This window comes from Pseudoalteromonas sp. B131b (genome assembly GCF_037162545.1).
GTDB lineage: Bacteria > Pseudomonadota > Gammaproteobacteria > Enterobacterales > Alteromonadaceae > Pseudoalteromonas > Pseudoalteromonas fuliginea.
In genome coordinates, this window is sequence record NZ_JARLUZ010000001.1 from 1,918,516 (window position 1) to 1,942,742 (window position 24,227).

A 24,227-nucleotide genomic window follows, 5' to 3' on the forward strand; every position below is an offset into this window, starting at 1 on the left:
ATACTATAAATGGCATTAAACGTGCATATAGTTGCTTAATTAGTTTATTAGGACGATGTACAATGCGAGCAATATCATTATCTATCACACTGGGGTGCTTAGCACTAAGTGGTTGCAGTAGCGTGTTTGATAAACATGTTGAATATAAATATGTAGCGCCAAATAATTACCCTATTATAAAAGCGATTGGCTATGCGCCTATCAGCTTGCAAAAGGGCGCTAACCGTTCGCAAAAGCAACTAATGGCTATTAAAGCGTCAAAGCTGGAGGCTTATCGAGAATTAACAGAACAAGTTTACGGGCAAAAAATTACCGCCGGAACTAGTGTTGCAGGCTCAATAGCGCAAGATGACTATTTACAAAGTAAAGTGCAGGGGATTATAAAAGGGGCGCAAGTAATTAAAACGTATGCTGTAGATGATACTTATGTAACTGAACTTGAATTAAATATGAAACGTGTTCACGATTTGTATATAGGTGAAGTTAAGCCTCGAGAAGTAAAGAAGGTAACGTATTACTAAATTTATTTAATTTAATTAGGGATGATGACTTTTTATTATACCCAATCAATTTAGGCTTTTAGGTTACGTACAAGTTGGCTGTTGGTGTTTACTTCGCTACCGGCTTGATCGTATGTCATTGAAGAAGGAGCACCAATTAAAATCTCTTTCAATTGTTTAACGCTCAATTGTGCTTGGTGCGCAGCATGTGCATTTACATCATTTTGTTTTTTACATTTTTCAAGCTTGCTACGTACAACTGAAATTAAATCAGGAACTTCATCTGACTGTTCGTCGTTATTAGCAATAAGTTTATTTAATTCTTTATCAAGAGAATTTAATTTAATTAAGAAAGACATTTTTTGTTGAGCAATTTCTTTCAAACCTTCGCCACGTCGAGACGCAATCGCGGTCAGCTCATCGTTTAATAAGGTGTCTAATGAATCTAAGCATTTTTCTTGCTCGTTCAGCTTGACGATAATTAAACTGTTATGATCAGCCATATACGTCAAACTCAAAGTTAGCTAAATTTTGAGCTAACTTTTCATTGTCAATTTGGTACTTACCTTCAGTAATTGCTTTTTTTAGTTCTGAAACTTTATCACTGTCGAAACCAGATGATTGCTGCGCTTTTTCTTGCAGCGTTTTTAATTGCTTCGCTTGCGGCGTTAGACTTACTGAGTCACTGGCCGCCTTAGGTGAAGCCGACTGAGTTGCTTGCGTATTAGCATTATCTCTTTGTAAATCAACTTTTTGTTGCTTAGTATTAGCTAAAGCTGCAGTTTGTTGATTACCTGAATTAACTTGACTGACCATAATAATAAACCTGTATATTACCCAACTTATACCAATATATCGGCATCTACGTAGAATACTTTAGCATAATTTTGAATTAAATGTTTACCTGCACTGACTCTACACCATCTACTCGTGCATTTAAAACTTTACCTGTTTTTTTGTTTTCAACGCGTATTTGTTCTCCAATTGTTCCGTCCTCCAATGCAACTCCTGTTGTCTTTATTTTCAACCCTCTAAGGTTGGCTAAAATATTTACAGAATCGCCTTTGCACACCATACATATTTGGCTAAGTAATATAGGCATCCCGCTTCTTATGTTGCGTTTGCTCCTACTACCAATAAGCACCTCTGGGTTATCTAAATACTGCATTCTAACAAAATGTGTTGGTTTCATTTCAATACTTAAGTGAGAACTTGTTATAACTTCACCTCGCACTAAATTTGCGTTAGCGATCACAACAGGTGCCATTTCAACTATTCTTACATGCACGTACTGAGACCAATTTTGAGTATCGTTACATTTTATTTGTAATGTAACTTGTCGATTAAATGGTGGCTCACTTGGGATTAGTAACTCGAGTGCATTTTGACAGGTTCGATCAGGAATACGACTATCAAGTGGTAAAGCACTTAATTGTATTTTAGTATTTTCTGTAGAACCAATCTGATCGGCGACATAACTTATTGCGATCTCTTGTAATAAATCTTTATTAAAGACTTTTGCGTGCAGGGGTAAAGCGAAGCTGAGGCTAGCAACAAAATAAAAAACACTGTATCTTCTGACTTTTTTTAACAAACTCATAATGTTTCGACTATGCTTATGGTTTCAAACAGGGTATAAATATTTTGCGTCAAAAAGAAGACGCTCCCGTGATGTTATGTAAGCTTTATAAATAGAAAGCAATTATCATTCCGTATTTTTTGTTTTCTTTAGGAGATTTGAATGGCAGGCATTTTAGACTCAGTAAACCAGCGCACCCAGTTGGTTGGGCAGAACCGCCTAGAATTACTATTATTTAAGCTCAGGGGTCGGCAGCGTTTTGGTATAAACGTATTTAAGGTGAGGGAAGTATTGCAATGCCCTCCACTAACAAGTATGCCAAAATCAAACGCCTATATTCGTGGTGTTGCACATATTCGCGGCCAGACTATTTCGGTGATAGACCTTTCTATGGCCGTGGGTGGGCGACCAATAGAAAACATAACAGACAGTTTTATTATCATTGCTGAATATAACCGCTCAGTGCAAGGTTTTTTAGTGGGTGGGGTAGAGCGTATTGTTAATATGAATTGGGAAAAAATAATGCCGCCTCCATCAGGTGCTGGCCGATATTCATATTTAACCGCTGTAACCGAAATCGAAAATGAACTGGTCGAAATATTAGACGTAGAAAAAATTCTTAACGAAATTTGCCCTGTAAACACAGAAGTAAGTGCTGATGTAGCAGCTAGCGGTGATATTCAAAAAGACTTAGGTGAGCGAATTGTGTTTATTGCTGATGATTCAGCTGTTGCGCGTAACCAAGTTAAACGTGCGCTAGAGCCACTTGGTGTTCAAACTGAGTTAGCTAAAAATGGTAAAGAAGCATTAATAAGGTTAAAAGAAATAGCTGAACTAGATTGTAAAGACAATATTACCGAACGTGTCGCTTTACTTATATCTGATGTTGAAATGCCTGAAATGGATGGCTATACGTTAACGGCAGAAATTAAAGCAGATCCTAAACTCGCCCCTTTACATGTTATTTTACATACTTCATTGAGTGGTGTTTTTAATCAGGCGATGATTGAAAAAGTAGGGGCTGATGACTTTATTGCAAAATTTAACCCAGATGAACTAGCAACTGCTGTGAAAAAATGGGTTCATTGTGATTAATAAAAATAGGTGTTACTAATTTGAATAATAAAGATTTGCAGCAAAGTGAATACGATCAGTTTCGTTCGTTTTTGGAGCAGCAATGCGGGATCGTTTTAGGTGAAAATAAACAATATTTGGTGAAAAGCCGACTTGCGCCGTTAATGACTCGATTTAATGTAGAATCTTTATCAGAGCTGGTTAGCAAAACGCTGGGTCCTCATGAGCGACAGCTTCGAGCTGCGGTTGTAGACGCAATGACTACGAATGAAACGTTGTGGTTTAGAGATCAATACCCGTTTGAATTGCTTCAAAATAAGCTTTTCCCGGAATTTAAGGAGCTAAGAAGACCACTAAAAATTTGGTCGGCAGCGAGTTCTTCTGGTCAAGAACCATACTCTATTTCAATGTCTGTTGCTGAGTTTCAAGCAAAGCAGCCTAATGTGTTACGGATGGGGGCGCAAATTATTGGCACCGATATCTCTAATACGATGCTTGATATGTGTAAAAATGGTGAATACGATGCATTGGCTTTAGCACGAGGTCTTTCTGCGGAGCGCCGTAAAAAGTTTTTTAAAGATAGCGGCAATGGTATGGCCCAAGTAAATGATTCAATAAAAAAGCAAGTTAGCTTTAGGCATTTAAATCTACTTGATTCTTACGCACTTATGGGCAAATTCGATATTATATTTTGTCGAAATGTACTTATATATTTTGCCCCAGAAGTCAAAGCTAAAATTATTAGTCAATTTGCTCAAGCACTGAATCCTAAAGGTTACTTATTTTTGGGTGCATCAGAGTCAATGACAGGCTTAAGCAGTGAATTTGACATGGTACGATGCAACCCTGGCATTATTTATCAAAAAAAGCTGTAATAGTAACTCCTTCCCTATATAAATGACGCGCCTAGCGTCATTTTTCTTTTAAATACATAACCTTATATAAATAATCGCCACTCTAGTATTAATGGCGTATTTTTTGCTTTATTCAAGGTAAGTCAATTTTTTGGAGATGGTTATGGCTATCAGTTTTGATAAGGCATTAGGTGTGCATCCGCAAGCTATGTTGCTCCGTTCACAACGAGCAGAAGTAATTGCAACTAATATTGCGAATGCTGATACGCCGGGCTACAAAGCAAAAGATATTGATTTTGCCTCTGCATTAAAAGCGGCAAGATCAAACCAGCAAAGCGGCAATACAATGGTACGAACTAACGATAAACACATCGGTGGTGGTACTCGTAGTATGGGTGATTCAGAATTGTTTCGCCTACCAAATCAAGCGGATACGGGTGATGGTAACTCGGTTGATATACAAGTGGAACGAAACTTGTATACACAGAATGCTATGGAGTATCAGGCCAGCTTGCAGTTTTTAAGCGGTAGATTTAAAGGTCTGAAAAAAGCACTCGGTAGTCAAGGATAAAAATTATGAGTTTATACAATGTATTTGATATTGCTGGTTCAGGTATGAGCGCACAAAATGTACGCTTAAATACCACTGCGAGCAATATCTCCAATGCAAATACGATTAGTTCTTCTCAAGACAAAACATATCGAGCGCGACAACCTGTTTTTGCAGCTGAACTTACCAAAGCTTCAGCGTCAGCAAGTAATCCACAGGGCTCCTCCGTTGGTGTTAAAGTTTTAGGCATTGTTGAAAGCAGTGCTCCATTACAGATTGAGTATAATCCAAATCATCCCAGTGCGGATGAAAATGGCTATATTTATAAACCCAACGTTAATGTTGTTGAGGAGATGGCTAATATGATTTCTGCTTCTCGTTCTTATCAAACAAACGTGCAAGTTGCTGATGCAGCAAAGCAAATGTTAAGTAAAACGCTTCTGCTAGGGCAGCGGTAACGGAGGGTAGGTTATGAACAACGATATAAATACATCTTCATCCTATTTAGATTCTTTGCGCTGGCAAGATAGTCAAGTTGCAACAGAAGAAAAAAGTGATGAGTTAACACAAGAAGATTTTTTCTCGTTGTTAACTCAGCAATTATCGTTTCAAGATCCCAGTAAACCTGCGGACAATGATCAAATGATTGCGCAAATGACTAGCTTTACTATGGCCGAAGGAATTTCGAATCTCAATAGTAATTTTGAGTCACTTGCGGCGTCAATGACTTCAAATTCAGCTTTACAGGCATCTACTTTGGTGGGTAAGCAGGCATTATTAGAATCAGATACGTTAGATTTAAATGCAGTAGGTGATGCGAGAGGTTCTGTTGTTGCCGAAAATGCGGTTGAAAATTTAACGCTCCGAATTACTGATGAATCAGGGCAATTAGTGAGAAGTATTGAGTTAGGTGCACAATCTGCTGGAGCTGTTCGCTTTGCTTGGGATGGAAAAAATGAGGATGGTGAGCGTTTGCCTGAAGGTGAGTACACTATAAAAGCTGAAGGTAGTACTAATGGTGAATTCTCTAGCTTACCAATTGCCACTTTTAAAAATATTGAGAGTGTAAATATCAATGGTGCAAATGGCATCATAATTAACACTAAAGAAGGTGCGGTTAGGCTGACAGATGTTGCAGAAATCGCGTAATAGATTTTAAGTATACTTCGCCTGCCAGCAGGCTAAAGATTAACAGGTTAAAGGTGAATTATGAGCTTCAATATTGCACTAACCGGCCTAGCTGCCGCTCAAAAAGATTTAGACGTTACAGCAAATAATATAGCAAACGTAAATACAACTGGTTTTAAAGAATCGCGAGCAGAGTTCGCTGATGTATATGCATCATCAGTTTTCAGTTCGGGGAAAACTAAGAATGGCGACGGTGTGCAAACTACCATGGTTGCTCAGCAGTTTCACCAAGGCTCATTGCAATTCACAAATAATTCTCTCGATTTGGCTATTACAGGTGAAGGCTATTTCGCAATGAGTCAAGATCTTGGAGCACAAGATTTTACTTACACACGTGCTGGTGCGTTCAAGCTAAATAAAGATAACTTTGTCGTTGATGCTAAAGGAAACTTTTTACAGGGTTTTCCAGTCGATGAGGCCACAGGTGATACGACTTCAGTAAGTTTGAGTACTTCATCAGCATTGCAAATACCAGATTCTTCTGGATCGCCTCGTGCAACTTCGAGCGTCTACAGCTCATTTAATTTAGATTCGCGTGTTGATGCACCTACACTTGCTTTTGATCCAGCAGAAAGTGCTACGTATAATTCATCGACTTCGACGACTGTGTATGATTCGCTAGGTGAGGCACATGTTTTGCAATACTTTTTTGTAAAAAAAGACCCTACAACCAACCCTAACGAATGGGATATACATGCTACCTTAGATGGTAAAGTTATTGATCCCACCTCTGGTGGAGAGCAAACTACAACCCCGTACACCGCTTTAACGACGATTGGCTTTAGTTCAAATGGTTTACCTGAAACTACAAATGGAGTTGCTAACACAAGCGCTACTACTTTTGATGAACTAGTTTTACCAGCAGGTGCCACAACTGGATTATCTACGTTATTAACTAATGGTGCATCTTTTCCAGATACAGGTGTTGAGCTGAACTGGCGCGACGAAGCAGGTACAGCAAATAAAGTACCAACTCAGTATGCAAGCCGCTTTGAGGTGAAAGCTTTAGAACAAGATGGTGCAACTGTAGGTCGTTTAGCGGGTATTGATATTGGTTCTGATGGGAAAGTTGTTGCTTCTTATAGTAATGGTGATTCAACTTTCTTAGGACAGGTTGCTATGGTGCGTTTTTCAAATTCACAAGGCTTACAACAAGTTGGTGATACAGCTTGGAAAAAGAGCTTAACATCGGGAGAGCCTATTGCTGGTGAGCCTGGCTCTGGTACATTAGGTTCTATCAATTCATCCGCATTAGAGCAATCAAATGTTAATTTAACAAATGAACTTGTTGATTTAATAAGTGCTCAGCGTAATTTCCAAGCTAACTCTCGAGCGCTTGAAGTTAACTCAACAATTCAGCAAAGTATTCTGCAGATTCGATAAGCTAAGATTCATTAAACTAAAAATAAAAAGGCTGCATTTTGCAGCCTTTTTATTTTTAGTCTGTGAGTCATCTACTGCAAGAAATGTTTATTTTATTACCTTAATTTTACGTCAATCGTGATCTGGCATCTATTTTGCATTTGTATAGTTATAGATTTTTTATGTGAGTCGATGTTATGGACAAAATGGTCTACATTGCGGCCTCTGGTGCTAAGCAGAGCCTACAGGGGCTTGCCCTTAAAGCCAATAATTTGGCGAATGCTAATACTACAGGCTTTAAATCAGACTTTGCTCAAGCGCGTTCTATGCAAGCGTTTGGTGAAGGGCTGCCAACCCGTGTATTTTCGATGCAAGAACGTCCAGGTTCAAATATGACATCGGGTGGCATAGTTGAAACAGGCAGAGATTTAGATATTGCAATGAGCGATAACGCATGGCTGAGTGTGCAAGATGCGTCGGGTAATGAAGCTTACACTAAAGTAGGTACGCTTAATATCACGGCAGAAGGTATGCTGGTAACAAGTCATGGCCGCCAAGTTATTGGCGAAGGTGGTCCGATTATACTGCCTGTACCGATTGAAAAAATTGAATTTAGCCAAGATGGTGCTATCCAGGTTCGTCCGCAAGGCGCACCAGCGAATTTTTTAGAAGAGGTTGATCGCTTAAAAGTAGTTGAAGCAAATAACTCACAACTTGAAAAAGGTAATGATGGCTTATTTAGACCAAAACCAAATCAAGTTGTTGATACTTCTGCTAATGTAAAAGTATTGAGTGGAACCTTAGAAATGTCGAATGTGAACCCAGTTCATGAAATGGTCGATATGATAAGTCATCAACGCCAATTTGAACTACAAGTCAAACTGATGAAGACAGCTGAAGAAATTGACGAACGTCAAGATCAGTTGTTACGCATAGTTTAACTTTAAAATGAGGACATTATTATGAATCCTGCATTATGGATTAGTAAAACAGGGCTTGATGCCCAACAAACTGATATTTCGGTTATTTCAAATAATTTAGCAAATGCCAGTACGGTGGGCTATAAAAAAAGCCGCGCTATATTTGAAGATTTACTTTATCAAAATATTAATCAGCCTGGCGGTCGTTCATCGCAAGATACCGAAATGCCATCGGGCTTAATGCTAGGGGCGGGTGCCAAAGTTGTAGCGAATCAAAAAACTTTTCGCAAGGTAATATGCTAACTACTGAAAATTCACTTGACTGGATGATTTCAGGCCCTGGTTTTTTTGAAGTATTACAACCAGATGGTAATATTGCTTACTCACGTAATGGCCAATTTACTACGGACGGTGACGGGCGAGTTGTTACATCGGGTGCTGGCTATGTTGTCCAACCTGAAATGAATGTACCTGATGATGCACAGTCAATTACTGTTTCGCAAGACGGAGAAGTATCTGTGCGTGTTGCAGGTCAAGCCGATAACGTAGTAATTGGTCAGATCACCATTAGTGACTTTATTAATCCATCGGGTCTTGAGCCTATCGGGCAAAACTTATATACCGAGACAGCAGTGAGTGGTGCTCCAGTGCAGGGTAACCCTGGGGTTGAGGGGTTAGGTACTATAATTCAAGGCTCTCTTGAAACATCAAACGTAAATGTCACAGAAGAGCTGGTAAATCTTATCGAAACTCAACGTATTTATGAAATGAATTCAAAAGTAATTTCAGCCGTCGACGAAATGATGAGTTATATCAATCAGCAACTATAAGGTTTAGGGGCAGAATATGCGTAATATTATGTTATTTGCGGCAGGCACTCTATTTTTAAGTGGGTGTGTATCAACACAAAATAGTGAAATAGTGCAAGACGATCCTTACTATGCGCCAATGTACCCAGAACCAAATATAGAACCTGTTGTAGCAACTGGCTCTTTATTTAACACGAATGTGTCGAACGATTTATACGCGGACAGAAAAGCTCTGCGTACCGGCGATATCATTACGGTTAAATTGCAAGAATCTACCCAAGCTACAAAAGCGGCAAAAACAGAAACAGATAAGCAATCTGACACGAGCCTTGACCCTGTAATTGGTTTGGGGGGACTTCCGGTTAATATCGGTGGCGACAGTATTCAATTTGGAATTGGCAGTGATTCATCGTTTTCTGGTGACTCTAAATCAAATCAATCAAATAGTTTATTTGGCAATATATCGGTTAATGTGATGCGTGTTTTACCAAACGGTAACTTAGTTATTCGAGGTGAAAAATGGTTAACTCTTAATACAGGCGAAGAGTTTATTCGCTTAGAAGGGTTAGTGCGCCCGCAAGATGTTGGCTCAGATAATACGGTTGAGTCAAACCGAATAGCCAATGCACGGATTCAATATTCAGGAAAAGGGCAAACCCAAGAGGCACAAAGTGCTGGTTGGTTAACGCGCTTTTTTAGTAGCTCGCTCTTTCCTTTTTAGAGGACATTCAATATGAATGTATTTAAGTTTTTTTGTTTAATTGTTTTGCTGGGATGCCAATTTTCGGCACATGCAGAGCGTATTAAAGATATCTCTATGGTTGAAGGTGTGCGTTCTAACCAATTAGTGGGTTACGGGTTAGTTGTTGGCTTACCTGGGACTGGCGAGCAAAGTAAGTTTACCCAACAGAGTTTCAAGGGCATGTTAAGTAATTTTGGTATTACACTGCCGGCTAATTTAAGCCCTAAAATTAAAAATGTGGCTGCTGTTGCTGTGCATGCAGAGTTACCTGCGTTCAGAAAACCAGGACAAACAATTGATATTACCGTGTCGTCTATTGGCAGTGCCGGTAGTTTGCGCGGTGGTACTTTAATTCAAACATTTTTAAAAGGTGTTGATGGGAATGTATACGCTATAGCACAAGGTAGCCTTATTGTTGGCGGCTTAGGAGCTGAGGGGTTGGATGGCAGCAAGGTTGTTATAAATACACCCACCGTCGGTCGAATTCCCAATGGTGCTACTGTTGAACGTGCCGTTAAAAGTCCATTTATGCAAAGCGACTATATTACTTTTAATTTAAATCGCCCAGATTTTACAACAGCGAAACGTTTAGAAAGTACGATAAACGACTTAGTTGGTCCCAATAGCGCACAGGCAATTGATGCTGCATCTATTCGTGTTATTGCCCCAAGAGATGCATCACAACGTGTATCGTATTTATCAACACTTGAAAACTTAGAGTTTACCCCTGCGGATAACGCAGCAAAAATTATTGTTAACTCTCGTACGGGTACGATTGTAATCGGGAAAAATGTAAAGCTACAGCCTGCCGCAATTACTCATGGTGGTTTAACTGTGACGATTACAGAGCAACAAAATGTATCTCAGCCTAATGCATTAAGTGAAGGTGAAACCGCCGTTACTAATCAAAGTATTATCGATGTGAATCAGGATGATTCACGTGCATTTGTATTTAATCCAGGTGTTAGCTTGGACGATTTAGTCAGAGCGATCAATGAAGTTGGTGCTGCACCAGGTGATTTGATGGCAATTCTTGAAGCGCTAAAAGAGGCTGGTGCAATAAACGGTCAACTAGTTGTTATTTAGTATTTAAATACGCCCTAGTAACATTTTTACTAGGGCAAAATCATCCCCTCGCAATATATCTAATTTAAAGTTAGTCAACTGGCTCAATTTTTGCATTTTAATTGCATTACTCATTATTGTGTCAAAAAGCTGATGGAAACAAATCATCTCGATAAGCAAAACTTTTTTGATTTAGGCAACTTAGATTCACTTCGTAAAGAAGCCTTAACCAGTGGTGATTCATCGACTGATGCATCAAAGGCTGCGCTAAAAAAAGCCGCTGCACAATTTGAAGCAATTTTCACTCAAATGTTACTTAAAAGTATGCGCAAGGCAAACGAAGCATTTGAGGACAAAGAAAGCCCATTTAATTCTAGTGGGGTTAAGTTCTTTGAAGAAATGCACGATCAACAATTATCGACAGAACTATCATCAAATGGTTCTTTAGGCCTTGCAGACTTAATCGTTCAACAGTTATCCCCTGATGGTAAAAACTTTATGCCCGGATCTGTTTTGAGAACAACAGCGGACTTTTTAAGTGATAAGCGAGTGGGTTCAGAACTTCCTCATGAAAATAATAATAAATCAGTAGAGCCTGTAAGTACGAACATGAACATGGATATTACAGAATCAAAAATAGAGACTCCGGTATTTGAATCGGCTGAAGAGTTTGTTAGCTCTGTGTGGGAACACGCTAAAACGGCAGCAAAGAAAATTGGTTTAAACCCGGCTGTAATGGTTGCGCAAGCAGCGCTTGAGACTGGTTGGGGTAAACATATCATTAATAAAAGTGATGGTAACAGTTCAAATAACTTATTTAATATTAAATCAGATAAAAGCTGGGAAGGTGAAAAAGCCAGTAAAGTCACACTCGAATTTGAGCAAGGTACAGCGGTCAAAAAGAAAGCAAGCTTTAGGGCGTACGACTCAATAAAAGAAAGTGTAAATGACTTTGTTGATTTTTTGACACAAAACCCACGCTATCAAGAGGCATTAAAAAATACAGCAAAGCCAAGCGACTTTTTAGATTCGTTACAAAAAGCGGGTTATGCAACCGATCCAAATTATGCTAGCAAAATAAAACAAGTACTGAAAAGTACTGAATTAAAAGATATTGCGGCAAACGTTATTCGCCAAGGAGTAAAGTAATATGTCGTTTAATTTATTAAGTATTGCCAGTTCTGGAGTTAGGGCTAACTCAGAGCTACTGCAGACGACAAGCAAAAATATCGCAAATGTAAATACTGAAGGTTATGTTCGTGAACGAACGGAGCATTCAACCATGATTGATAATCAGGTTGGTCGAGGTGAAACTTACCGATTACTGAATCAGTTTGCTCAGGAACAATTAAACCGAGATACATCGAATAAAACTTTCTTTGAGCAATTTGTGGTAGAAGCTAATCGTGTTGATACTTTATTTTCTGAAGAATCGAATAGTTTATCTACAAGCGTTAACTCTTTATTTAACAATGTTCAAGGAGCACTTAACCAGCCATCTTCAACGGTTTCGCGTTCGCTAGTGATGACTGATGCTGAAAATTTAATAAATCAAATGGATAGGCTTTCAGGAATTGTGTTCGATCAAAAAAATATAGTAAACGAACAGCTCGAAATTTTCACTGATGAAGCTAATGGGTTAGTTCAGAAAATAAGCACGTTGAATCAAGATATTGCTGCTGTAAATGGTACTAACAATGCAGCTGATGCTAGCTCTACATATAATGAGCGCGATAAAGCTATTCGTGACCTGTCAGAACTTATAGATATAGAAACACTTGATGGCCCCAACGGTGAAAAGCTTGTTTTTATGGGTACAGGTGAAGCAGTAGTTATGCAGAATGGGTCTTTTAATTTATTTTCCATGCGAGGTGACCCAGATCCTAATTTTAAAGAGCTTAAGCTTGATGTTAATGGTGGTAAAGTTGTGCCTCTCGAAGTTGATACAAGTAAATTGAAAGGAAAAATTGGCGGCTTACTTGCATTTAGAGACGATATTTTAGTACCAGCACAAAATCAAATTGGTCAAATGGGATTGGCTATTGCAGATTCTTTTAATGAGCAAAATAAGCTTGGTATGGATGCTAATGGTGAGTTAGGTGGCAATATATTTAATATACCTGCAGTCGGCGGTTATGCTTATGCAGCCAATACTGGTGGTTCAACCATGACAGCAACGCTCGAGCCAGGTAAAAGTAGTGAATTGCCGGCAAGTGATTTCATAGTTACATATACTAGTGGCACAACAGTAGAAATTCAGCCGGTTGATAATAAAGGTGAACCGCTGGGTAACCCTTCAACAGCAAATATAGTTGCTGGAGTTATAGATTCATCTACTATTACCAGTGGTGAGTCATATGGGTTACAGATTAATGTGTCGGGGACCGGAAATACAGGTGATCAGTTTCAAATAAAGCTTAATTCAGAAGCTGCTGCAAGTATGTCTTTGACAACAGGGCGTGGTGAAGATTTAGCATTAGCCGCACCAATTAGAACCGCCAACGATATTAATAATACAGGTTCAGCAACAATTACTGTGGGTGAAGTTACGGATGTTACAACAGGCAGTTTTAGTTCTTCTCCAGTTGGGCTTACAAATGGGCCTATTTCGATAGTTAAAACAGCCAACTTGGATGAATATACAGTATCAGATGGAGTTAATACCAGTACATTTACGATAACGCCTCCGGCAGAGAATATGTTACAGCAAGCAGGTAATGGATTTGAATTATATGGTTTCGATTTTGATTTAGAAGGCACAACTGCTACGGGTGATACCTTCACATTAGAATTTAACGAAGGTGGCTTTGATGATAATCGAAATGGTTTAAAGCTTGCTGAATTACAAAGTGGAGAGTTAGTTCGTCAAAATGTGGTTTCGGGTACGAATGCAGATAACCATAAAACATTTAATCAAGCTTACGCGGGATTAGTAAGTGATATTGGTGTGGTAACCAGCCAGGCGAAAACAAATGGTGAGGCGTTTGAAGCACTCGCTCAACAATCAGAAGCATGGTACGAATCACTCTCGGGAGTGAATCTAGATGAGGAGGCTGCTAATTTATTACGTTTTCAACAATCTTATGCAGCCTCAGCACAAGTTTTAGCGACGGCCCGTACCATTTTTGACACTTTACTTAGTGCTGCGAGGTAGTTATGCGCTTATCAAATAATTTAATGTATCAAAATAGTTTGAATTCAATTTTAAATAATCAACAAAGCGTAAACAAAGCGCAAGAGCAAGTTAATACACAAAAGCGAGTTTTAACAGCTTCGGATGATCCGTCGGCTTCGGCTCGTGCTTTGCAGTATACAGATCGTATACAAAGTAATGAGCAATACACTAAAAATATTACAATGCTCACTAGCCGTTTAAATATAGAGGAAGCAGCTCTCAAAGGAATTAAAAGTGCACTTGAAAAAGCACATACATTGACTATTCAAGCAGGTAATGGCGCATATGATGATGTCGACAGAGAGTCTATAGCTGAAGAAATAAAAGCACTTCAAAGTAGCGTGCTAGATTTAATGAATTCTAAAACAGAAGATGGAAAATATATATTTTCAGGCTATCAAGATAATACTCAGACTTATGCACTTGAGTCATCAACAGGTATATATGTATATGGTGGGGATCAAGGTGAACACAAGATAAAAATAGCTGAAGGTGTTGATATAAAATCGAGCGATAATGGTTTTGATGCATTTGAAAAAGTGGACGCTCGATTAAATGTTACATCAAATGACGGAACTGTGATTGGTGGTATAACGAGTGCTAAAGTCTTTGTAACAGAACAAGGGCAATTTGACTTATTTCATAAATCTAATTTTGACCCAGATCCCGCGGCTCCTATTGGCTCAAATACAATAAATGTTATAACAACTGTGGGTACTCCAAATACTTATCAAATTGAACAGAGTGGAACAATATTGGCGGCAGGTGACTTTGGTGGTTCCAAGATTAGTTTTGCAGGTCTAGAAATTAGTATATCTCCAGTTGCCAGCGGACAAGTTGATTTTGCGTTAGAAGCTCCTAAAAAAGAGAATGTGTTAAATTCAATGAATGAATTAATTGCAGGATTAACGAACCCTAGCCTAACACAAGAAGAATTTAAGGAAGTTCTTGCTGACTCACTAGTACAGATAAATAATGCAAAGAACAATGTATCGCTTACTCAAGCAGGTCTTGGAGGTCGAATTAATACAGCAGACAAAGTACAGCAGTCAAATACTGATTTAGATATCAATAACAAATCGTCAAGATCTGGCTTAGTTGATATTGATATAACTGAAGCTATTACAGAACTTACAAAGCAAGAAACAGCTCTTCAAGCATCTCAGGCAACCTTTGGCCGTTTAGCCAACCTTTCATTATTTGATTATCTATAATTTTACAAAGAATAAGGCAACAACTTGCCTTATTCGAATCTTTCCCTTCTTTTTAAGATTATCCCCTTTAAATTTAGCTACTTGGTTTTTATTATTAAAAATAAACAAGTGTTTTCTATCGTGTTATTTAATTTACTGAAATAGGTAAAACCATTAAATTACAGTTAGTTAAAAATAAAGAATAAAAAAATTAAAAAAAGCTAAAGGATTTTTTAAAGGGACCGATAACTTAATTAACCAAGCAAAGCGTTGAAATAACAACTACTGCTTAATCTAGTAAGTTTGAGAGTAAATGATAAGTTTACTTCGGGAGAGATATTATGGCTTTATATGTAAATACAAATGTTAGTGCATTAAACGCACAAAGACAATTAAGCAATTCTGGTAACGCATTAGATACATCATTCCAACGTTTATCATCTGGTATGCGCATCAATAGCGCAAAAGATGATGCAGCGGGACTTCAAATTTCAGACCGTCTAACCGCACAAGTTAATGGCTTAAATCAAGGTAACCGTAACGCAAACGATGGTATTTCTTTAGCACAAACTGCTGAGGGAGCACTTGATGAAGTAACATCAATGTTTCAACGTATTCGTACACTTGCTCAACAAGCATCAAATGGTTCTAATACAGATGAAGATAGATTAGCGATACAAGAAGAGATTCGCTCTTTATCATCAGAGGTGAACCGTGTTGCAGAAGATACGACGTTTGGTGGTCAGAACTTACTTGATGGTAGTTATGATGCTAATTTCCAAGTCGGTGCTGATGCAGTGCAAACTATTGGTTTTAGTATGCAAAATGTAGGTGCTACTGCAGGTGTAAACAGTGTATCAGCTAATGGTGGTTTTACAATGTCTGGTATTGCTGTTGTGGCAAGTGCTGTTACAGGTAATCGCTTATCAGGACTTGCTGAAGGTGCTTCTGATATCGGTGGTGCAGCACTAACTACAGATACATTTGCCGCGTCATTCGTAGCTACAGCTATTAGTGTATCTAGCCAAGCAAATGCACAAGTAGTATTTGCAGGCATGGATTCTTTAATTGCGGTAGTAGATAAAAAACGCGCTGAGTTAGGTGCGGTTCAAAACCGTTTTCAATCAACGATTCGTAACCAATCGAATATATCAGAAAACTTATCAGCGGCACGTTCTCGTATTAAAGATACTGACTTTGCTGCAGAAACAGCTAATTTAACCAAGATGCAGATTTTACAACAGGCTAGCCAAACAATTTTAGGTCAAGCAAATCAGCGTCCACAGGCTGCATTAAGCTTACTAGGTTAATCGGTGAAGGTTTAACAGAAAGATTAGTCAAAGTATTGACGAAGAAGAATAAAAGCGCCTTTGTTTAATGGGGTATTAACAAAGGCGCTACAGGATTTCTCAAGCGGAGGCTTTAAATCCCAACAGTTCTTACATTTGCAGAACACATAAACATAAGCATAAACTATGCCATTAGTTTATGAAAGTTAACCCACTCTCAAACTTATCAAATCATAAGGCCCGTAAGGGCCTTATTACTCTTTTTTATTATAATACTACTATTTTAGCCTGCCCAATCACAAACCAAGCGTTGTCTAATGGCTGCTTGTATACTTCTTTATTTTAGTTAACTAAAGTTGGCCTAATGTTTGCTTATGTATTTGTAAGTTTATTATTAACTTACAAAGTGGCAGATAGTTGCCCCTAGGCATGAGTTATGCGTACATATCTAGTCACTTTGTCAAATATCCACTTTCTTTCGAATGAGATAGTGACTTAACTTTGACAGATAAGAAGAGAGTATATTATGGCTTTATATGTAAATACCAATGTGAGCGCACTAAATGCACAGAGACAACTTGATAGAAGCGGTGGAGATTTAGACACGTCTTTTAAACGCCTTTCTTCGGGTCTTCGCATAAATAGTGCAGCTGATGATGCTGCTGGATTACAAATTTCAGACCGTTTACAATCGCAAATACTTGGCCTTAATCAAGGGAACCGAAATGCGAATGATGGTATATCTTTAGCCCAAACGGCAGAAGGTGCAATGGATGAAATTACGTCTACCTTTCAGCGTGTCCGTACTCTTGCACAACAAGCTTCGAATGGTTCGAATACAGATGAAGACCGCTTAGCAATTCAAGAAGAAATACGTCAATTATCTGATGAAGTAAACCGTATTGCTACAGATACGACATTTGGCGGCCAAAGTTTACTTGATGGTAGTTACTCAGCAAGCTTTCAAATTGGTGCTGATGCAGTGCAAACTATAGGTTTTAGCATGCAAAATGTTGGTGCTACTGCAGCAGTTAATAGTGTGTCAGCTAATGGTGGGTTTACTTTGTCAGGTATCGCAGGTATCGCAAGTGCGGTTTCAGGACAGCGCTTATCGGGGTTAGCTGAAGGTGTATCTGATATCGGTGGGGCCGCTTTAACAACAGATACTTTTGCGGCAACATTTATCGCAAGTAATATAAGTGTTTCAAGCCAAGTTAACGCGCAATTAGTTTTCGCCGGTATGGATGCACTTATTGCAGTTGTTGATAAAAAACGTTCAGAGTTAGGTGCTGTGCAAAACAGATTCCAGTCAACTATTCGTAACCAAGCTAATATTTCTGAAAACTTATCTGCAGCTAAATCGCGTATTAAAGATGCTGATTTTGCGATGGAAACGGCTAATTTAACCAAAAACCAAATATTACAACAAGCAAGTCAAACTATTTTAGGGCAGGCTAACCAACGTCCTCAAGCGGCGCTTAGTTTACTTCAAGGTTAACAATATAGGCGTAAATAAAAATTAAATACAAATAAAGCTAAAGCTTTTGCTTTAATGGGCGATAAATGATTTAGAGGACTAAAAATCCAGTACTCTAAATCTCGGATTATAACAGGGTAGGGGTATCCCGTTATAATCCATCGAACTTTGAAGCGGAGGCTATTATGGCTTTATATGTAAATAGTAATGTGAGTTCTTTGAACGCACAAAGACAACTAAGTAACTCTAGTAATGCGTTAGATACATCATTTCAACGTTTATCGTCTGGTATGCGTATCAATAGTGCAAAAGATGATGCTGCAGGTATGCAGATTTCAAACCGTCTAACATCGCAAGTTAATGGTTTGGACCAAGGGAATCGAAATGCTAACGATGGTATTTCACTTGCGCAAACTGCTGAGGGAGCGCTTGACGAAGTAACATCAATGTTCCAGCGTATCCGTACACTTGCTCAACAAGCATCAAATGGCTCGAATACTGATGAAGACCGTTTAGCTATCCAAGAAGAGATTCGTTCACTATCATCAGAAGTTAACCGTGTTGCAGAAGATACAACGTTCGGTGGTCAAAACCTGTTAGATGGTAGCTATGACGCTCAATTTCAAGTTGGTGCTGATGCAGTGCAAACTATTGGTTTTAGTATGCAAAATGTAGGTGCTACTGCAGGTGTAAACAGTGTGTCAGCTAATGGTGGTTTTACAATGTCTGGTATTGCTGTTGTGGCAAGTGCTGTTACAGGTAATCGCTTATCAGGACTCGCTGAAGGTGCTTCTGATATCGGTGGTGCAGCACTCGCTACAGATACATTTGCCGCGTCATTCATAGCAACAGCTATTAGTGTATCTAGCCAAGCAAATGCACAAGTAATATTCGCAGGTATGGATTCTCTTATCGCTGTAGTTGATAAAAAGCGTGCTGAGTTAGGTGCGGTTCAAAACCGTTTCCAATCAACGATTCGCAACCAATCAAATATCTCTGAAAACTTATCAGCGGCTAAGTCACGTATTCAGGATACAGATTTCGCGCAAGAAACAGCTAACTTAACTAAGATGCAAATCTTACAACAAGCTAGTCAAACAATTTTAAGCCAAGCAAATCAGCGTCCACAGGCTGCTCTATCTCTTTTAGGCTAACTGATTTGAACTATAGGCCACTTTAGATTAAGCAAATTGTCCAAATGTGGCTTATAGTACTTATAAATGTTTCGAGGGTGCCGAAATGATTGATTTAAACTCTACACAAAAAACAACAGATGGATTACATACTGCGAGTAATTTTGTTACCAAAGAAGCAGTAAAGAAAGAAAAGCTTGAAAAAGGTACTGATTTAACAGCTAGAGAAGCTGTTGATATTAAAACTGCACAAAAGCTTGAAGAGAAAAAAGATAATGATTTATTTGTTGAAGTAAAAGAAAATTTAGAAAAGCTAAATGAGTATATCCCTTTAACATCAACTAATTTAAAATTTGAGTTTGATGAACGAGGGGATTTTCCTATTATCAAAGTACTTGATAAAAGTAACGATGAAATAATAAGAGAAATCCCTACAGAAGAGTTCAGGGAAATAGCTAAAGCTTTAGATGAATTTGCCGATAAACTAATTAATAAGGGTTTACTGTTTAATAAAACAGTCTAAGCCATTCAGCTATTTAGGATTATATTATGCCTCTTATTACATCTGCGGGTATTGGCTCAGGCCTTGATTTAGAAAGTATTATTTCAGCTTCGGTGGATGCTGAAAATGTGCCTAAGATGAATGCCTTTGCTGCAAAGGATGAGGCGCTTCAAGTTGAGTTATCAGCTATCGGTGAAGTTAAATCTGCATTGTCTCAGTTACAAGACACTATAGAAAAACTAGCAGATCCTGACAATTTTAATAAGCGAGTTGCTAATATAACTCAACCAACCAGTGATGATGGAGATTTAATTTCTGTCACACCTACTTCAAACATTACGCCTGGTGATTTTAAAATTGAAGTTATTGAGATTGCTCAAGGCAGCCGTGCATTATCTGAAGATGGATTATTTGCGTCTAATGAAGAAGTAGTTAGTGCTTCTGGCGGGACATTGTCTTTTTCGGCAGGGCCTGATAAAGCCTTTGATTTAACGCTAGACGCGGGCGCGACGCTTTCTGACTTACGTGATGCGATTAATGACTCAGATAATAATTTTGGCGTTACTGCGAATATAATTAACACCGGTACAGAAGCAAAGCTTGTCCTAACTTCAACAGTAACGGGTACAGGAAACGATCTTGTTATTACTAATGATAACGCTGAACTTGATAATGTTTCAACTATAGGTAACGCAGGCGGTGCAGGTGGTATTGGCATTGCAGCAGAGAATACCGCAAAGGATGCGGTAATAAAAGTTGACGGTATCACTATAACGAATGACACAAATACCTTTAAAGATGCTGTGCAAGATATGACTATTACAGCTAAGCGTGCAAGCGTTGGTGGTGAAGTAGCTAAGCTATCTGTTGATTTTGATAGAGATAGCGCAACGACGCTAGTTGATGAGCTTATTACTAATTATAACAATGTTATTGGCCAATTAGGGTTTCAGTCGCGCGTAGGTAAACCACTAAATAGCGATTCTACTATTCGATCTTTGAGTTCACAACTCGTTAATGCTTTGTCTACTAATTTGACCGATGCAGGCCCATTTGAGAGTATTTTTGATATAGGCATTGGCGTTGACAAAGAGGGTTATTTAGAAAAGTCATCTTTAGTTCGCAGTTTGAATGATGCATTAGATAATAATTTTGATGATATTGGCAAGGCTTTTGCAGGTGAGAACGGTATAGCCACAAAGTTTGAAACGTTGCTTAATAACTACATAGATTCAGACGGCATCATGAAGCAGCGTGAAGATAGTTTGAACGGGCAAATATCGGAATTAGAAGATGATGTTGAGAATCATCAGTATAGGATGGAGTCTTTGGAGGCAAGGCTACGTGAACAGTATGCTGGCTTAGATGTGTTACTTGCTCAAATGCAATCAACTCAAACCTACTTAAGTGCTCAATTGGCGAGCCTTCCTGGATTTACTCGTTCAGATAACTAAACATTTTAAGAATTGAATAAGCATTCATATAAAATAGGTGAATTATGTATAACGCTAAAGTAAAAAACTATCAAAAAGAAGCCCTAAAAACGAGAGTCGCAGGTGCAGATAGATATGAAATTATTCAAATGTTGATGTCTGGTGCGATAGAAAAGATGGTTTTAGCAAAAGTTGCCATTGAAAAAAAACATTTAGAAGCTAAGAGCGAGCATATTTCAAGGGCGTCGGCAATTATTAGTGCTTTACGCGGCTGTCTTGATTTTGACGCAGGTGGTGATGTCTCTGATAACTTATATTCTTTGTATAGCTACATGGTTGATCGCCTCTTAGATGCAAGCATAAAAAACGATCCTGAGATTGTGACGGAGGTTTCTAACTTATTAAAAGAGATAAAATCAGCATGGGATGAAATTCCATATGACGTAAGAGAAAAAACGTTGTCTGAGAATGGTATTGACGCACATGCAGGATAAGTTTGAATCATTAATCAAACAGTTAGAGATTGCGATTGATAATGAAAATTTAGAACTTGCAACAAAATTAGATAAACAGTTATTAGAAAACATGAATAGCATGGATAAAGCTCTTTTAAATGAAAATATAGTTTATTTGCAGTCTCTTGTTGAAAGACATCGTTTTATAGTCAATAAAGTCGATGTCAGTAAAAAACAGGTTCATAAAAATATTACCCAGTTTAATAAAAATCAAAAAAACCTTAAGAAATATACACATGTCTAAAAATGATCTGCACAAAGCTCAAAAGTCTATAAACGAGATTGAAGAAACCCTGAATTCGATTTCTAAAAAACAGCAAAATGAAGATGCTTTTGTAGAAAAAGCGAATGTTATTTTTGAAAATAATATTCATGCATTTAGAAAATACTTTCCTGAGATAGCTGATAAGTTTATTTCACATGAACCAGATAATAAATTCAATTTGTTCCTGAACCCAAATGGTACAGCTAACTTTGTTGATTATGATACAGGGGTACCAATATATAGCGATGACCCCCATACTCAGTCTAAAGAGCAGATTAAAAGTATGCTTAAAAACCCTATTTTAGGGAAAGTCGATCATACCCAGTTAGAATTTATAAAAAACGAGACAAACTTTATCCATATCGATTTGATGGCAGGTATTGGTTCTATTTATAATGAGGCCCAGCGAGGTCTAGAGAAAGCAAGTAGTCTTGCAGAATATGTCCCTAGTGCTATTATTTTTGGGGTTGGTTTGGGGTATTATTTAGATAATTTTTTTGATAATTTCAATGCAGCTTACATTAGTGTATTTGAGCCTAATGAAGATTACTTTTTTGCTAGTTTATTTACTTTTGACTGGGTTGATTTTCTTAGTAAAGTTGATGAAGCAGGTAGTTATTTATATTTTTCAATTGGCGTTCCAGAACAAGAGATGTACGAGGCTCTTTACAGTAGAGCAAATGATATTGGCGCATTCAGTGTTGCTAGTGCATTGTTCTTTCAACACTATCCTTCTGAAGCAGTAAATAAACTAATTGCTGAATTTAAAGATAACTTCCATCAGTTTTTCATGGGCTGGGGTTTTTTTGATGATGCATTGCTCAGTATCGCTCACACGGTAAACAACTCTCAAAAGAGTATTAATCTTCTAAAACCCTCGCAAAAAATTGTAGAAAAATATAACCATTATCCTATTTTTATTGTCGCAAATGGACCTTCTTTGGATAATGATATTGAAAATATTAAAAAATTTAAAGAAAAGGTTATAATTGTTGCGTGTAATTCGGCGACTACAGCATTGTTAAAGCAAGGCATAACCCCTGACTTCCATGTTGCACTTGAAAGAACAAAAGCAACAGAGGACTTTTTAACAGCTTTTATACCCGAACAAACACGACAGAAAATAAATTTACTTGTTTTGAATGTTATGTACCCTAAGGTCTTAGATTTATTTGGTTGGTGCGGTGTTGCGCTTAAAGGTAATGAAGCTGGTACATCGCTATTTCATATTTCAGAATTTTTGAAAAACAATCGTATCACAACAACAATAGGGTACAGCAACCCGCTAGTTGGTAATACAGCGCTTAGCTTTTTTGGCAGTATGGAGTTTAAAAACATTTACTTATTTGGTACAGATAATGGCTACAAAGATCCGAATCACCATCATTCAAAAGGTAGTTATTATTATTCTGGTGAAGGCGAAACTATTCATGCGCCATTAAAAATGGGTGGAGAGCTGGTAGTGCCAGGTAACTTTGGTGGAAATATCATTACTGACCACTTTATGCATACAGGTAAAGTGCAAATGGAGCGTTTTTTAGAGTCTAAGTCTGATATTGGAATGAACTGTTTTAACTGCAGTGATGGTAGTGCGATTAAGGGCAGCATGCCTTTGAAATCGGATGATATTTTGTTGGAAGAGTTTAGCTTTTCTAAAAACGAAGTTATTGGGCATATAAAACAGCAGGCATTTTCTGGTTTAGATGAAAATGTCTGTTTAACAGATTATTTGGATTTTGACGAATTTGAGCAACTTTGTAATACAATGGCTGATATTCTTAATAAACCGACTTCAAATAGAAAAGAGGCTTTGAAGCAGTTACTCGAGAGCTTAAGGTATTTGTTTTCATTTAAAAATCATCCTCGATACACACATTTGTTCTTACTGCTTGAAGGTGAATCACTTTATGTTACATCTGTGCTTATTTCGTTACTTTATAACTTCGGTGATGAAACAAGTATTATCCCTTACTACGAAAAAGCTAAAAAACTTTGGATCGATTTTATTGCTGATGCACCACAGCAATATAGACAACGCTGGAATGAGCTAAGCGATTACAGCTTCGATTATTCAAAGCCATCTGTAAGTTAATTTCTATGATTATTAAGAGTGAAAGGTTTACACTTAGGCTCTTAACCGAGCAGTGCGCTTCGCGCCGTTATCTCAGTTGGTTTAAAGACAGTAAAACTAAAGAGTTTATTAGTTATACATCGTCTTCTTTAAGTGAATTAAAAGACTATATAGCAACCAAAAATGCCGACTCAACATGTCTTTTGTTGGGTATTTTTGCTGGTGATGAGCATATAGGTAATATAAAGTACGAGCCTATCGATTTAGTTAATAAAACTGCAACCATGGGCATCTTGTTGGGAGAAATTCAGTGGCGTGGGAAAGGCGTAGCTGCCGAGGTCATTTCTGCTAGCGCTGAGTTTTTAGTTAAAAGCCAAGGCATTGAATCTATTTTGCTTGGAGTAGATAAAGGTAATTTCCCAGCACTTACTGCATATAAAAAACTGGGTTTTGAAATTAGTCAGCAAACTGATAAAGGTTTGCTTATGAAAAAGTCACTTCTATAAAAAACATCTATTCTTCCTAAGTCTT

Annotated in this window: 25 protein-coding genes and 1 pseudogene; 23 read left to right on the plus strand and 3 right to left on the minus strand. The window is 38.0% G+C overall.

What is annotated here, in order from left to right; genetic code table 11:
* Nucleotides 1–62 precede the first annotated feature (62 nt).
* A complete protein-coding gene (locus P4S65_RS08700; RefSeq protein ID WP_033032085.1) occupies nt 63–521 on the plus strand; it encodes an LPP20 family lipoprotein in 459 nt (152 codons plus the stop codon).
* A 50-nt stretch (nt 522–571) separates the two neighbouring features.
* Here P4S65_RS08700 and P4S65_RS08705 read toward each other — a convergent pair whose 3' ends face one another.
* The 3 genes from P4S65_RS08705 to flgA all read right to left on the minus strand — a co-directional run bounded on the left by P4S65_RS08705 (nt 572) and on the right by flgA (nt 2,100).
* Nucleotides 572–1,003, minus strand: coding sequence for a flagellar protein FlgN (locus P4S65_RS08705; RefSeq protein WP_337119966.1), 432 nt, complete (start codon nt 1,001–1,003; stop codon nt 572–574).
* Nucleotides 996–1,316, minus strand: a complete 321-nt coding sequence (gene flgM, locus P4S65_RS08710) for a flagellar biosynthesis anti-sigma factor FlgM (protein ID WP_306724124.1) — start codon at nt 1,314–1,316, stop codon at nt 996–998. The genes P4S65_RS08705 and flgM overlap by 8 nt, the downstream gene beginning before the upstream one ends.
* A gap of 76 nt (nt 1,317–1,392) precedes the next feature.
* Nucleotides 1,393–2,100 carry a flagellar basal body P-ring formation chaperone FlgA gene (flgA, locus tag P4S65_RS08715; RefSeq protein WP_337119968.1) on the minus strand — a complete coding sequence of 236 codons (708 nt, stop codon included), beginning with the start codon at nt 2,098–2,100 and terminating at the stop codon, nt 1,393–1,395.
* A 141-nt stretch (nt 2,101–2,241) separates the two neighbouring features.
* On the opposite strand from flgA, the gene P4S65_RS08720 reads away from it, so the two are divergent.
* The 22 genes and pseudogenes from P4S65_RS08720 to P4S65_RS08825 all read left to right on the plus strand — a co-directional run bounded on the left by P4S65_RS08720 (nt 2,242) and on the right by P4S65_RS08825 (nt 24,202).
* Complete coding sequence (locus P4S65_RS08720; RefSeq protein WP_007378712.1) at nt 2,242–3,174, plus strand: chemotaxis protein; 933 nt, start codon at nt 2,242–2,244, stop codon at nt 3,172–3,174.
* A gap of 20 nt (nt 3,175–3,194) precedes the next feature.
* Nucleotides 3,195–4,028, plus strand: a complete 834-nt coding sequence (locus tag P4S65_RS08725; protein WP_007378711.1) for a CheR family methyltransferase — start codon at nt 3,195–3,197, stop codon at nt 4,026–4,028.
* Between the two features lie 142 nt (nt 4,029–4,170).
* A complete protein-coding gene (gene flgB, locus P4S65_RS08730) occupies nt 4,171–4,578 on the plus strand; it encodes a flagellar basal body rod protein FlgB (protein ID WP_337119969.1) in 408 nt (135 codons plus the stop codon).
* 5 nt (nt 4,579–4,583) lie between these two features.
* Entirely contained in the window at nt 4,584–5,015 is a 432-nt protein-coding gene (gene flgC, locus P4S65_RS08735; protein ID WP_306724121.1) for a flagellar basal body rod protein FlgC, read from the plus strand.
* 13 nt (nt 5,016–5,028) lie between these two features.
* The gene (locus tag P4S65_RS08740; RefSeq protein WP_306724120.1) at nt 5,029–5,706 is read left to right on the plus strand and encodes a flagellar hook assembly protein FlgD; all 678 of its coding nucleotides are present in this window, start codon (nt 5,029–5,031) and stop codon (nt 5,704–5,706) included.
* Between the two features lie 60 nt (nt 5,707–5,766).
* The gene (flgE, locus tag P4S65_RS08745) at nt 5,767–7,128 is read left to right on the plus strand and encodes a flagellar hook protein FlgE (protein ID WP_008136000.1); all 1,362 of its coding nucleotides are present in this window, start codon (nt 5,767–5,769) and stop codon (nt 7,126–7,128) included.
* 176 nt (nt 7,129–7,304) lie between these two features.
* Nucleotides 7,305–8,048, plus strand: a complete 744-nt coding sequence (locus tag P4S65_RS08750) for a flagellar basal body rod protein FlgF (RefSeq protein WP_008135926.1) — start codon at nt 7,305–7,307, stop codon at nt 8,046–8,048.
* Nucleotides 8,049–8,069: 21 nt separating this feature from the next.
* Nucleotides 8,070–8,857, plus strand: a pseudogene (gene flgG / locus P4S65_RS08755) (flagellar basal-body rod protein FlgG).
* Between the two features lie 16 nt (nt 8,858–8,873).
* Entirely contained in the window at nt 8,874–9,557 is a 684-nt protein-coding gene (gene flgH / locus P4S65_RS08760; RefSeq protein ID WP_007378704.1) for a flagellar basal body L-ring protein FlgH, read from the plus strand.
* Between the two features lie 12 nt (nt 9,558–9,569).
* Entirely contained in the window at nt 9,570–10,664 is a 1,095-nt protein-coding gene (locus tag P4S65_RS08765; protein ID WP_007378703.1) for a flagellar basal body P-ring protein FlgI, read from the plus strand.
* A 132-nt stretch (nt 10,665–10,796) separates the two neighbouring features.
* A complete protein-coding gene (flgJ, locus tag P4S65_RS08770; protein WP_008135932.1) occupies nt 10,797–11,792 on the plus strand; it encodes a flagellar assembly peptidoglycan hydrolase FlgJ in 996 nt (331 codons plus the stop codon).
* Between the two features lies 1 nt (nt 11,793).
* Nucleotides 11,794–13,797, plus strand: coding sequence for a FlgK family flagellar hook-associated protein (locus tag P4S65_RS08775; RefSeq protein WP_008135934.1), 2,004 nt, complete (start codon nt 11,794–11,796; stop codon nt 13,795–13,797).
* Between the two features lie 2 nt (nt 13,798–13,799).
* Entirely contained in the window at nt 13,800–15,032 is a 1,233-nt protein-coding gene (flgL, locus tag P4S65_RS08780) for a flagellar hook-associated protein FlgL (RefSeq protein WP_008135936.1), read from the plus strand.
* Between the two features lie 320 nt (nt 15,033–15,352).
* Complete coding sequence (locus tag P4S65_RS08785; RefSeq protein ID WP_008135941.1) at nt 15,353–16,321, plus strand: flagellin N-terminal helical domain-containing protein; 969 nt, start codon at nt 15,353–15,355, stop codon at nt 16,319–16,321.
* A 505-nt stretch (nt 16,322–16,826) separates the two neighbouring features.
* Nucleotides 16,827–17,798 carry a flagellin N-terminal helical domain-containing protein gene (locus P4S65_RS08790; RefSeq protein ID WP_008135943.1) on the plus strand — a complete coding sequence of 324 codons (972 nt, stop codon included), beginning with the start codon at nt 16,827–16,829 and terminating at the stop codon, nt 17,796–17,798.
* Between the two features lie 164 nt (nt 17,799–17,962).
* Nucleotides 17,963–18,931 carry a flagellin N-terminal helical domain-containing protein gene (locus P4S65_RS08795; protein WP_008135945.1) on the plus strand — a complete coding sequence of 323 codons (969 nt, stop codon included), beginning with the start codon at nt 17,963–17,965 and terminating at the stop codon, nt 18,929–18,931.
* Nucleotides 18,932–19,016: 85 nt separating this feature from the next.
* Nucleotides 19,017–19,433 carry a flagellar protein FlaG gene (locus tag P4S65_RS08800; protein WP_008135947.1) on the plus strand — a complete coding sequence of 139 codons (417 nt, stop codon included), beginning with the start codon at nt 19,017–19,019 and terminating at the stop codon, nt 19,431–19,433.
* A 26-nt stretch (nt 19,434–19,459) separates the two neighbouring features.
* On the plus strand, nt 19,460–20,866 hold the full coding sequence (gene fliD / locus P4S65_RS08805; RefSeq protein WP_008135948.1) for a flagellar filament capping protein FliD: 1,407 nt from the start codon (nt 19,460–19,462) through the stop codon (nt 20,864–20,866).
* Between the two features lie 44 nt (nt 20,867–20,910).
* Nucleotides 20,911–21,339: a flagellar export chaperone FliS gene (gene fliS, locus P4S65_RS08810; protein WP_008135950.1), complete on the plus strand. Its 429-nt coding sequence runs from the start codon at nt 20,911–20,913 to the stop codon at nt 21,337–21,339.
* A complete protein-coding gene (locus P4S65_RS08815) occupies nt 21,329–21,604 on the plus strand; it encodes a hypothetical protein (RefSeq protein ID WP_306724115.1) in 276 nt (91 codons plus the stop codon). Before fliS ends, P4S65_RS08815 begins: the two co-directional genes overlap by 11 nt.
* Nucleotides 21,522–23,717, plus strand: coding sequence for a motility associated factor glycosyltransferase family protein (locus P4S65_RS08820; RefSeq protein ID WP_337119971.1), 2,196 nt, complete (start codon nt 21,522–21,524; stop codon nt 23,715–23,717). The genes P4S65_RS08815 and P4S65_RS08820 overlap by 83 nt, the downstream gene beginning before the upstream one ends.
* A 5-nt stretch (nt 23,718–23,722) precedes the next feature.
* Nucleotides 23,723–24,202: a GNAT family N-acetyltransferase gene (locus tag P4S65_RS08825; RefSeq protein ID WP_008135957.1), complete on the plus strand. Its 480-nt coding sequence runs from the start codon at nt 23,723–23,725 to the stop codon at nt 24,200–24,202.
* Nucleotides 24,203–24,227 lie beyond the last annotated feature (25 nt).

What these genes read in the sequence shown, in the direction of transcription:
- P4S65_RS08700 (WP_033032085.1), top strand. Translation starts at nt 63, where the DNA reads ATGCGAGCAATATCATTATCTATCACACTGGGGTGCTTAGCACTAAGT.
- P4S65_RS08705 (WP_337119966.1), bottom strand. Translation starts at nt 1,003, where the DNA reads ATGGCTGATCATAACAGTTTAATTATCGTCAAGCTGAACGAGCAAGAA.
- flgM (WP_306724124.1), bottom strand. Translation starts at nt 1,316, where the DNA reads ATGGTCAGTCAAGTTAATTCAGGTAATCAACAAACTGCAGCTTTAGCT.
- flgA (WP_337119968.1), bottom strand. Translation starts at nt 2,100, where the DNA reads ATGAGTTTGTTAAAAAAAGTCAGAAGATACAGTGTTTTTTATTTTGTT.
- P4S65_RS08720 (WP_007378712.1), top strand. Translation starts at nt 2,242, where the DNA reads ATGGCAGGCATTTTAGACTCAGTAAACCAGCGCACCCAGTTGGTTGGG.
- flgB (WP_337119969.1), top strand. Translation starts at nt 4,171, where the DNA reads ATGGCTATCAGTTTTGATAAGGCATTAGGTGTGCATCCGCAAGCTATG.
- flgC (WP_306724121.1), top strand. Translation starts at nt 4,584, where the DNA reads ATGAGTTTATACAATGTATTTGATATTGCTGGTTCAGGTATGAGCGCA.
- P4S65_RS08740 (WP_306724120.1), top strand. Translation starts at nt 5,029, where the DNA reads ATGAACAACGATATAAATACATCTTCATCCTATTTAGATTCTTTGCGC.
- flgE (WP_008136000.1), top strand. Translation starts at nt 5,767, where the DNA reads ATGAGCTTCAATATTGCACTAACCGGCCTAGCTGCCGCTCAAAAAGAT.
- P4S65_RS08750 (WP_008135926.1), top strand. Translation starts at nt 7,305, where the DNA reads ATGGACAAAATGGTCTACATTGCGGCCTCTGGTGCTAAGCAGAGCCTA.
- flgH (WP_007378704.1), top strand. Translation starts at nt 8,874, where the DNA reads ATGCGTAATATTATGTTATTTGCGGCAGGCACTCTATTTTTAAGTGGG.
- P4S65_RS08765 (WP_007378703.1), top strand. Translation starts at nt 9,570, where the DNA reads ATGAATGTATTTAAGTTTTTTTGTTTAATTGTTTTGCTGGGATGCCAA.
- flgJ (WP_008135932.1), top strand. Translation starts at nt 10,797, where the DNA reads ATGGAAACAAATCATCTCGATAAGCAAAACTTTTTTGATTTAGGCAAC.
- P4S65_RS08775 (WP_008135934.1), top strand. Translation starts at nt 11,794, where the DNA reads ATGTCGTTTAATTTATTAAGTATTGCCAGTTCTGGAGTTAGGGCTAAC.
- flgL (WP_008135936.1), top strand. Translation starts at nt 13,800, where the DNA reads ATGCGCTTATCAAATAATTTAATGTATCAAAATAGTTTGAATTCAATT.
- P4S65_RS08785 (WP_008135941.1), top strand. Translation starts at nt 15,353, where the DNA reads ATGGCTTTATATGTAAATACAAATGTTAGTGCATTAAACGCACAAAGA.
- P4S65_RS08790 (WP_008135943.1), top strand. Translation starts at nt 16,827, where the DNA reads ATGGCTTTATATGTAAATACCAATGTGAGCGCACTAAATGCACAGAGA.
- P4S65_RS08795 (WP_008135945.1), top strand. Translation starts at nt 17,963, where the DNA reads ATGGCTTTATATGTAAATAGTAATGTGAGTTCTTTGAACGCACAAAGA.
- P4S65_RS08800 (WP_008135947.1), top strand. Translation starts at nt 19,017, where the DNA reads ATGATTGATTTAAACTCTACACAAAAAACAACAGATGGATTACATACT.
- fliD (WP_008135948.1), top strand. Translation starts at nt 19,460, where the DNA reads ATGCCTCTTATTACATCTGCGGGTATTGGCTCAGGCCTTGATTTAGAA.
- fliS (WP_008135950.1), top strand. Translation starts at nt 20,911, where the DNA reads ATGTATAACGCTAAAGTAAAAAACTATCAAAAAGAAGCCCTAAAAACG.
- P4S65_RS08815 (WP_306724115.1), top strand. Translation starts at nt 21,329, where the DNA reads ATGCAGGATAAGTTTGAATCATTAATCAAACAGTTAGAGATTGCGATT.
- P4S65_RS08820 (WP_337119971.1), top strand. Translation starts at nt 21,522, where the DNA reads ATGTCAGTAAAAAACAGGTTCATAAAAATATTACCCAGTTTAATAAAA.
- P4S65_RS08825 (WP_008135957.1), top strand. Translation starts at nt 23,723, where the DNA reads ATGATTATTAAGAGTGAAAGGTTTACACTTAGGCTCTTAACCGAGCAG.